Genomic DNA, 9,343 nt, shown 5'->3' with positions numbered 1-9,343 from the left:
CGGTCTCCTCGGCGAGGTTGGCCGCCGATTCGAAGCCCACGAACATGTTGATGCCGTAGAGGACGCCGTAGAGAAGGTCCAGGCTGCCCACGGAGAACGGGTTGAAGGGTTCGGCGGACAGGCCCTGGCCGCTGGTGCCGACCCGGAAGACGATGACCAGGGAGAAGACCAGTACGACGACGATGGTGACCAGCGCGAGCACGAGCTGCGTACGGATGGACACCTGGACGCCGACCACGAGAAGGGCGACGACGAGCGCGGCGTATCCGAGCGACAGGGGCCACCACGGTACGTCCACGGAAATGGAGTTGAGGAGCCAGGTCTGGGTGAGTCCGCCCAGGACGAGGAACGTCGACGCCCCCAGCACCATCATGGCTCCGTAGTAGAGCCACCCGGCGACCACGCCGACGCGTGGGCCGGCACTGTCGCTCACGTACTCGTAGAGCGACCCGCACAGATGGATCCGTTTCGCGTACTGGGCTATCACCCAACCCACGCCGCAGATGCCGATTCCCGCGATGGCGATCGCGATCGGAGTGGCGGTGCCGGCGCCGCGCCCGGTGGCCGACAGGCCGACGACCAGGGGCAGGAGGGCCGCGACGGAGAACACCGGTCCCATGAAGCCGATGGACTGAGTGAGCACGCCGATCAGGGACAGGCGGCCGTGGGCCAGGGTGGTGCGATCAGGGCTTGTCATCCCGATCAGCCTCCAGTTCGCCACTGTGCGATATTCGTACGCGGTGTACGTTTGTTGAGAGCACATGGTGTTGGGGCTCATGGCGGGTGTCAAGGCCCGGCGGCCGGAAATGGCCGCCGCCCCCGCCGAAGTTCTTTGGCGGGGGCGGCAGTTGACAGCCGAGGGGTGCGGGACGGCAGCCCTGGCGCGGTCCCGGCGGAAACGCCCCGGGCCGCTCGCGCGGCGGAGACCACTTCGGGTGTGGCCTCGTCGACGCGGTCCTGTCGGTGCGAGACGAACATGACGCGGGCGTCCAGCACGTCTCCGTCGCGGGCCGGTGGAGCGGCGACCGCGTGGGCTCCGGGCCGCACCGCGCCATGGCTGATCACCCGTCCCCGGCGGCGCGCCTCACACACGGCTTCCGGGCCGTCGGCGGCGGCGCCCGCCCGGCCCGGATCGCGCACGGGGCGGCCCCTCATCCCATGGGCGGCGGGACCCCCTGCGGTAGGCGAGACGGCAGGCGGCGTCCTGGGGCACCGTGGTGGCGACGGCGACGACACAGTCCGGTTCCGGGACGAAAAGGATCGCGGTGCCGCCGAACCGGTCCGCGAGCTGTTCGCAGCAATGGCCGAATAAACTCGGCGAGGGTGGGCCGCGAAGCACCCGCGAGCGTGTGCGGTTCTCCCCCGGACACATGCCTCTCCGCCGCCAACTCGCGCGAAGCAGCCGCATACGGCCACCGCGACAGGGTTGCCAGACGCATGCCCACGCCGCGCGACGGGGGCGGGTGGAGTCCGCGACCAGGCACTGACGCCACATCAGTTTCCTTGCGTCACAAGCGAGTTGCGATCATCCTGTGATGCATCTGTGAACTCCTGTTACCTGGAGGGACATCCGTGTCATCCCACCCCCCACTGACCCGGCATCCACGCAAGACCCGGCGCGGGAGACTGGCCGTCGGCGCCCTGGTCACCACGCTGTTCGGCCAGTTGCTCGCCGGGACCGCCGTCGCCGCCCCCTCGGCCGGGCCCCAGCCGTCCGGGCGCATAGCCTGGGAACCCTGTGAAGCGCCCTCCGGACAGGGCACCTTCGAGTGCGGCACCCTCACCGTGCCCGTGAACTGGAAGAAGCCGCACGGCGAAACCATCGAGCTGGCGCTCAACCGTCATCCGGCCACGAACCCGGCGCGGAGGATCGGCTCGCTCCTGATCAACCCCGGCGGGCCGGGCGGCTCGGGCGTGGACTTCGCGTTCGGCGCACCCGAGAGCTTCTCCCCCGCACTCCTGGAGCGCTTCGACATCGTGGGCTTCGACCCGCGCGGTGTCGCCCGCAGCAACCCGGTGAGGTGCGACAGCGACCGGGTGACGGCGCGGGCCGGACTGCTCTACCCGGACAGCGCGGCCTCCTTCACCACGCTCCGCCGGGCGAACCGCGCACTCGGCGTCAGCTGTCGCGCCCTCACCGGCTCCCTCGTCGACCACATGGACACGACGAGCGTCATCCGCGACATGGACGCGATCCGCGCCGGCCTCGGTGAGAAGCGGATCAGCTACTACGGCGTCTCCTACGGGACCGGCATCGGCCAGCAGTACGCCGAGCGCTACCCGCGCCGGGTGCGCGCGATGACGCTCGACTCCAACATGGACCACAGCCTGGGCACGTGGGACTACCAGCGGACCGAGACGATCGCGATCGAGGAGGAGTACGGCCAGTTCGCCGACTGGTGCGCCCGTACGCCGTCCTGCGTACTCCACGACCGGGACGCGCGCGCCCTGTTCGGCTCGCTCTACAAGCGCGCGAAAGCCGGCGAGTTGGTCCTGCCGGGCGACCCGCCGCACACGGTGACCACCCGGGATCTCCAGGATGTGGCGTTCGTCAACATGTACGACCCGGACGATTGGCCCCAGTTCGCCCAGTACCTCGCCGACCTGGACGCGGCCAACCCGGCCGCGGCGCGGTCCCTCCGGCAGCGCGGTGCGCCGGTGGGCTTCCCGTACTTCCCGGTGACGTGCCAGGACTACAACTTCAACGTCCGCTCGTACGGCACACTCGCCCGCTACGAACGCCGGCTGGCCCGCCTCGCCCCCGTCACCCGGCTCAGCTCCCTGGCGTGGACCGACCTGACCGGCTGCCAGAACTGGCCGGCCAAGGTGGCCAACCCGCCGCACAGGCTCCGCGTCAAGGGCACCCCGCCGATCCTCATGACCAACAGCCGCTACGACGCGGCGACACCGTACTCCTGGGGTTCCGACGCGGCCCGCCAGATCGGCCGCGAGGCCGTCCTCCTCACCTACGACGGCGCCGGCCACGGCGACTACTGGCTGAGCCCGTGCGCACGCGCGGCCATCGACAAGTACCTCCTCACCCTGAAGACGCCGCGCCGGAACACCCACTGCCCCGCGGTCTGGCCGACCGCCGGCCGCCAGTCACCGACCGGCGGCCTCACCAACCCACTGCCCGGCCTGCTGGGCACGGGACGGCAGGGCTGGGGCCCCAGGGCCTGAACGGGCAAGGTCCCTCTCGCAACCGGTCGGCAAGCGAGAGGGACCTCTTCACGCGGGCCGGCGGGGGCGGGCGTCGACCCAGCGGCCACCATTCGGTTGCGCGAAGTCCGCCCGGTGCGCCGACGGGGACAGACATGGAATGTCTGCGTGCATGAAATACGACTGAAAAGTGCGGCAAGTAGCGCAAACCTTCCAGCCGCATGGCGTTTTCGTCCCTGCACGCCGATTGACATCCCATGGCGACATGGCCGACCTTCGTGCCTGACCCTGCATTCCCCTGCCTGATGGAAAGGACACGAATGCAAAGGTGTGGCATGCATATGACATCCAGCTCACCGAGGTCGGGACACGGGAGACGTACCGGGGTACTGGTCGCGGTGACCGCCTTACTCGCGGCGCTCCTGTCGGCGTTGGGTGCGGCGGGGACGGCGCAGGCGGCCACGGTGGACACGGGCGCGTGGTATGTGCTGGTCAACCGGGGCAGTGGCAAGGTGCTGGACGTGGCCGGGGGGAGTGCGTCGGACGGGGCGGCTCTCACGCAGTGGCCGCGCACCGACAGTGCCAACCAGCACTTCCAGTTCGTGGACTCGGGTGGCGGGTTCTACCGGCTGAGGGCGCAGCACTCGGAGAAGGTGCTGGATGTCCTGAACCACTCGACGGCCGACCATGGGGACGTCGTGCAGTGGGGTGACGGCAACGGCACCAACCAGCAGTTCCGGCTTGCCGATTCCCCGGACGGTTATGTCCGGCTGATCAACCGCAACAGCGGCAAGGCCGTCGAGGTCGACAACGCCTCCACCGCCGACGGCGCGAAGGTCGTGCAGTTCACCGACTGGGGCGGCGCCAACCAGCAATGGCAACTCGTCCGTGCGACAGGGGTGTTGGCGCAGGCGCACACCGCCGGGCGGGTCAAGGACGCCGGGAACACCGTGCAGTACAGCTGGCCCGGCGTGTACTTCGAGGGCCGCTTCAGCGGCACCGGCGTGGGCATCGTGCTGAACGACTCGGCCGCCGACTACGACGTCCAGATCGACGGGGCCACCGTCGCCACGCTCGTCACCCCCGGCAACACCACGCACTGGATCAACGGCCTGTCGAACAGCACGCACACCGTCCGGCTCGTCAAGCGCAACGACACTCCCGGAGACACCAGCACCTTCGGAGGCTTCGTCGCCGCGCCCGGCGGTGCCGTACTGGGCAAGCCTGCCGCCCGGAGCCGCCAGATCGAGTTCATCGGCGACTCCCTCACCGTGGGCTACGGCAACCTGTCGACCTCCCGCACCTGCACCTGGGACCAGGTCAAGCGGAACACCAACTCCGATGTGAGCTACGGCGCCCTCACCGCCCGCAGGCTGAACGCCGACTACCAGATCAACGGGTACTCGGGCCTCGGCATGGTCCGCAACTACAACGGAGGCTCGCGGGACGTCACGTACCGCACCTTCTACGACCGTGCTCTGCAGAACGTGTCCGGTGACGTCTGGCAGAACCCGGGCACCTGGCGCCCCCGGCTCGTGGTCGTCAACCTCGGCACCAACGACTTCTCGACCGCCGTCAACCCCGGTGAGCCATGGACGCCGGAGAGTCTCGCGGCGGCCTACCGCAGCGCCTACGGCGACTTCGTCCAGAAGCTGCGCGCCCGCTACGGGGCCGACACGACCATCGTCGCGGTGGGCGCCGGGCAGTACGCCGGCCATGTCCAGCAGGTGGTCAAGGCGCGCAACGACGCCGGCGACAGCCGGGTCCGCTACTGGCCCCTCGACGACTCCGGCCTGGACTTCCTCGGCTGCGACTGGCACTACTCGGCCCACGACGACCGGCTCATCGCCGACCGCCTCACCCAGTACATCGGCGGCCTGCCACTCGGCTGGTGACGGCACCGACCGGCCGGCCGGCCGGAAGCACCAACGATCCGGTTACGGGTCATCCGCCTCCTGAAACGGCACGCCTCGACCCGGCTTACGGGTACGCCGCCGCTCCTCACCGCGCCCAGGCGCACCGGCGGGAACCTCATCGCCGTACGTACGGCGTACCGAGCGGGTGATCCGACGACGCGCGGCAAAGACGCGAACCGGTGTCCGGCCCTGTCGGCCGAGCCCGGTACCCGGACCGGGGTCGGCGAACCCCGGTCCGGGTTCCGGCCCCGCTCCGGGCCCCGCCTCCGGCGTCCGGGATCGGCATCGGCCGGAGCGCCGTGGCGCAAAAGCGGCCCTAGGCTGGAAGCCGTGGCTGGAAACCAGCCCTGGCGGGCAGGGCTGTCCTGACGGAGGCGAGGCGCATGGACATGGCCGGCAAGCAGGATGCCCGCGCCGCCGCGCTCGTGGTGGACCTGGACGGCGTGGTGACCGGCTGGAGCGAGAGCGGGCGGCTGCTGCTGGACTGGACGGCGGAGGACATCGTCGGCCACCCCCTGTCCGACCTGCTGGCCGGTACCCCGCCACCCGGCTTCCCCGAGACGTACGGCAACGGCCCCGACCAGGCGGGGCCCGTCCCCCTGCTCCGCCGGGACGGTTCCACCGTGGACGCCGTGGTGTCGGCGCACCCGCTGTTCGACGCCGACGGCCTGGCACTGGGTCACGCGGTGACCGTCCAGCGCTGGGAACGCCGACCGGTGATCGCCGACCTGGCCTTCGAACAGTGCCCCTTCGCGCTGGGTGTCTACGACCCCGAGCTGCGGTTCCTGTGGATCAACGCCTCCTCGGGCCGGGTGATCGCGCACTCCGAGGAGCAGGTGCTCGGCAGGAAGTACCGCGAGCTGTTTCCCGAGTTCGACCGCTCACTGTTTCCCGAAAGGGACGACAAGCCCTACACCGACCAGCTCGCCGAGGTGGTGAGGACGGGCAAGCCCGCGCGTCTCATCACCGTCTTCCAGCCGCTCGGCAGCGACTACGCCAACGCCTGGGCCACCAGCATCTGGCCCGTCCGGGACGCCGGGGGCACGGTCCGCGGGGTCGCCAACTGGGGTTTCGACATGAGCGCCGAGTACTGGGCCCGGCAGCGCCTGCTCATGCTCAACGAGGCCAGCGCGGGCATCGGCCGGACACTCGACGTGATCGGCACCGCCCGGGAACTCGCCACGACGCCGGTGCCGCGATTCACCGACCTCGTGACGGTGGATCTCTTCGCCGAGGTGCTGCGCGGGGAGGAGCCGCCCTCCGTGTCCGAGTTCACCCCGGGCGCGACCATCGTGCTCACCCGGGCCGCCCAGCACAGCGCGATCGAGGACCCGGACCGGGTTCGCGGGCCCAGTGTGCCGGGCAGTCACGCTCCCGATTCCGTCGCCGCCCGCTGCATGGCCACCGGCAGGTCCACGGTCCAGCTCGCGGCCGAGCCCGGCGAGGGCAGCGAATGGGCGTTCGGCCCCGGTCTCGCCGCCGACCCGGCCCACTGGCCGCCGGGCAACCCGCTGATCGACGCGTCCATCGCCGCGGACGGACTGACCGGCCGGATCACCGTGCCGCTCCGGGCGCGCGGCGCGCTGCTCGGCGTGGTCGCCTTCTCCCGCCTGGACCGGCCCGAGGCGTTCACCGCCGACGACCTGATCCTCGCCGAGGAGCTGGCCGCCAAGGCCGCCGTCGCCATCGACAACGCCCGCCGCTACTCGCGCGAGCGCGCGACCGCGCTGACCCTCCAGCGCAGCCTGCTCCCGCAGGGACTGCCCAGCCAGGAGGCGGTCGAGGTGGCGTTCCGCTACCTGCCCGCCGGGACCGGCGCGGAAGTGGGCGGTGACTGGTTCGACGTCATTCCGCTCTCCGGTGCCCGGGTCGCCCTGGTCGTCGGCGACGTGGTCGGTCACGGTCTGCACGCGGCGGCCAGCATGGGCCGGCTGCGTACGGCGGTCCGCACGCTCGCCGACGTGGACCTGCCGCCGGACGAGCTGCTCACCCATCTGGACGACCTGGTCATCCACCTCGCCAGCGATCTGCGGCCCGCCGAACACTTCCAGCCGACCGGCGAGTTCGGGGCCACCTGCCTGTACGCCGTCTACGACCCGGTCTCCCGGCGCCTCAGCATGGCGAGCGCGGGTCATCCGCTGCCGCTGATCAGCTCCCCGGACGGCACCAGCACCCCGGCACCCGCACAGCCGGGACCACCGCTGGGCATCGGCGGGCTGCCTTTCGAGGCCACCGAGATCGAACTGCCCGAGAACAGCCTCGTCGCCCTCTACACCGACGGACTGGTGGAAAGCCGGATGCGCGACGTCGACCAGGGAATCGCCGACCTGCAATGGGTCCTGAACCACCCGACCGCCTCGCTGGAGGCCCTGTGCGACACGGTGACAGCCGCGATGCTTCCCGACCACCGCACCGACGACGCCGCCCTGCTGCTCGCCCGCACCCACGCGCTGGATCCCCAGCATGTCGCCGACCGGGAGGTCGATGCCGACCCCGCTCAGGTGCCGCTCGCCAGGAAGTTCGCCCTCGAACAGTTGACGGCCTGGGGCCTGGACGAGGCGGCCTTCGTCACCGAACTGGTCGTCAGCGAGCTGGTCACCAACGCCATCCGGTACGGCGAGCCCCCGATCAGACTGCGGCTGATCCGCGACACCTCCCTGATCTGCGAGGTCTCCGACTCCAGCAACACCGCACCGCACCTGCGCCGGGCACGCGACTTCGACGAGGGCGGCCGGGGCCTGCTGCTCGTCGCCCAGCTCACCCAGGGCTGGGGCACCCGGCACACCACGGACGGCAAGACGATCTGGTGCGCGCAGAGCCTCAACGAGCCTGGGCCGCTGTAAGAACTGAGCCATGGCCTCGGTGCGATCCGAGCCCGAGCCGCGTAGAGCCCCAGGCCCAGGCCCAGACCCAGACCCAGGCTCCGAATGGATCCGCGCCCGAGCCGCGAATGGAACCGGGTCCGGCGGCCGTCGGCGGGCCGCCGGATCCCACCCGGGGTGATCCACCGGGCTCCACGGTTCGGCGATGGTTCCGCCGCTCGGCGGCTCGGCGGCTCGGCGGCTCGGCGGCTCGGCGGTGAGAGGTCCGGGCCCTTTCCGGTTCCCGGACGTGCCACCGGCCACCGGGGCCGTGCGCCGTCACGCCCCGGCGGCTCCGATGAACTCGCGTACGGCGGTGGCCGGGTCTCCCGAGCGGACCAGTGCCTCGCCGACCAGTACGACGTCGGCTCCCCAGCCGCGGTACTCCGCGACGTCCTCCGGGCCCGCCACCCCTGACTCCGCGACCCTGACCGCGCCTTCGGGGATGCCCGACACGAGGTCGGCGAACACGCCGCGGTTCACGTCCAGCGTGGTCAGGTCCCGCGCGTTGATGCCGAGGACCTCGGCCCCCACGGCGGCGGCGCGCCGTACCTCCTCGGCCGTGTGCGCCTCCACCAGCGGGGTGAGCCCCAGGTCCTTGCACAGTCCCATCAGGTCCGCGAGCAGGGCGTCGTCCAGCGACACGACCATGAGGAGCGCGAGGTCGGCGCCGTGCGCGCGGGCCTCCCACAGCTGATACGGGTCGACGATGAAGTCCTTGCGCAGGACGGGCACGTCGACCCGGGCGCGTACGGCGTCCAGATCGGCGAGGGAGCCGCCGAAACGCCTGCCCTCGGTGAGCACGCTGATCGCGGCGGCGCCGCCGGCCGCGTACTGGGCCGCGAGGGACGCCGGGTCGGGGATGTCCGCCAGCGCGCCCTTGCTGGGGCTCTTCCGCTTCACCTCGGCGATGATCGACACCCCGGGCGCGCGGAAGGCGGGCAGAGGATCGAGCGCGGGTGCCGCGTCCGCCACCCGGGAGCGCAGCTCCGCCAGCGGCGTCGCACTCTTACGTTGTTCCAGGTCCTCGCGAACTCCCGCGAGAATCCCGTCGAGAACGGTCATCGCACTCTCCCTGCCGAATCGTCGATCGATCACGGCGAGCGTATCGGCCTGCCCTCGGCGCGCGAATTTCGCCCTCGGTCGGAAGCCGCAGCGGCGGCCGACCGAAGACGAGACATGCGATGTCAGAGGGTCGGCGCTGAAGAGAACGACTGCGACGACACCGCTGTCGAAGCGCTTCGACGATGCCATTGCCTCTGACTGGCTGTCAATGGGACCAGCAGAAGAAAGTATCTCGCAGTAGGGACTCTTGTTTCTCACGAAAGTTGCCCGTTAACTTGCGCCAGAAAGTGAAGCGCTTCGACAGCCACCCCCAGGGAGGCCGGAGCACGATTCGGCACTTCG

General features: G+C 70.8%; 6 protein-coding genes. 3 read left to right on the top strand and 3 right to left on the bottom strand.

Translation table 11 applies throughout. The features are described from left to right. Positions 1 to 697: amino acid permease (locus tag AOK08_RS13770; protein ID WP_198539261.1), on the bottom strand; the 697-nt coding region annotated here is incomplete at its 3' end. An 89-nt stretch (positions 698 to 786) separates the two neighbouring features. Beyond that, positions 787 to 1,140: a hypothetical protein gene (locus tag AOK08_RS45690; protein ID WP_157876664.1), complete on the bottom strand. Its 354-nt coding sequence runs from the start codon at positions 1,138 to 1,140 to the stop codon at positions 787 to 789. Between the two features lie 432 nt (positions 1,141 to 1,572). On the opposite strand from AOK08_RS45690, the gene AOK08_RS13765 reads away from it, so the two are divergent. The 3 genes from AOK08_RS13765 (at position 1,573) to AOK08_RS13755 (ending at position 7,918) form a co-directional block, all read left to right on the top strand. Beyond that, positions 1,573 to 3,180 carry an alpha/beta hydrolase gene (locus AOK08_RS13765; protein WP_241826942.1) on the top strand — a complete coding sequence of 536 codons (1,608 nt, stop codon included), beginning with the start codon at positions 1,573 to 1,575 and terminating at the stop codon, positions 3,178 to 3,180. A gap of 320 nt (positions 3,181 to 3,500) precedes the next feature. Beyond that, positions 3,501 to 5,054 (top strand): RICIN domain-containing protein, encoded by a 1,554-nt coding sequence (locus AOK08_RS43085; protein ID WP_079054008.1) that lies wholly within the window; start codon positions 3,501 to 3,503, stop codon positions 5,052 to 5,054. Between the two features lie 404 nt (positions 5,055 to 5,458). Then, complete coding sequence (locus AOK08_RS13755; protein WP_055525822.1) at positions 5,459 to 7,918, top strand: SpoIIE family protein phosphatase; 2,460 nt, start codon at positions 5,459 to 5,461, stop codon at positions 7,916 to 7,918. Positions 7,919 to 8,215: 297 nt separating this feature from the next. Here the strand turns inward: AOK08_RS13755 and trpC are convergent, their stop codons facing one another. After that, entirely contained in the window at positions 8,216 to 9,001 is a 786-nt protein-coding gene (gene trpC / locus AOK08_RS13750) for an indole-3-glycerol phosphate synthase TrpC (RefSeq protein WP_055525821.1), read from the bottom strand. Positions 9,002 to 9,343 lie beyond the last annotated feature (342 nt).

Source organism: Streptomyces graminilatus (assembly GCF_001418565.1).
Taxonomy (GTDB): Bacteria; Actinomycetota; Actinomycetes; order Streptomycetales; family Streptomycetaceae; genus Streptomyces; species Streptomyces graminilatus.
Note: the sequence above shows the minus strand (reverse complement) of the source record. Positions and strands in the feature narration are given on the sequence as shown.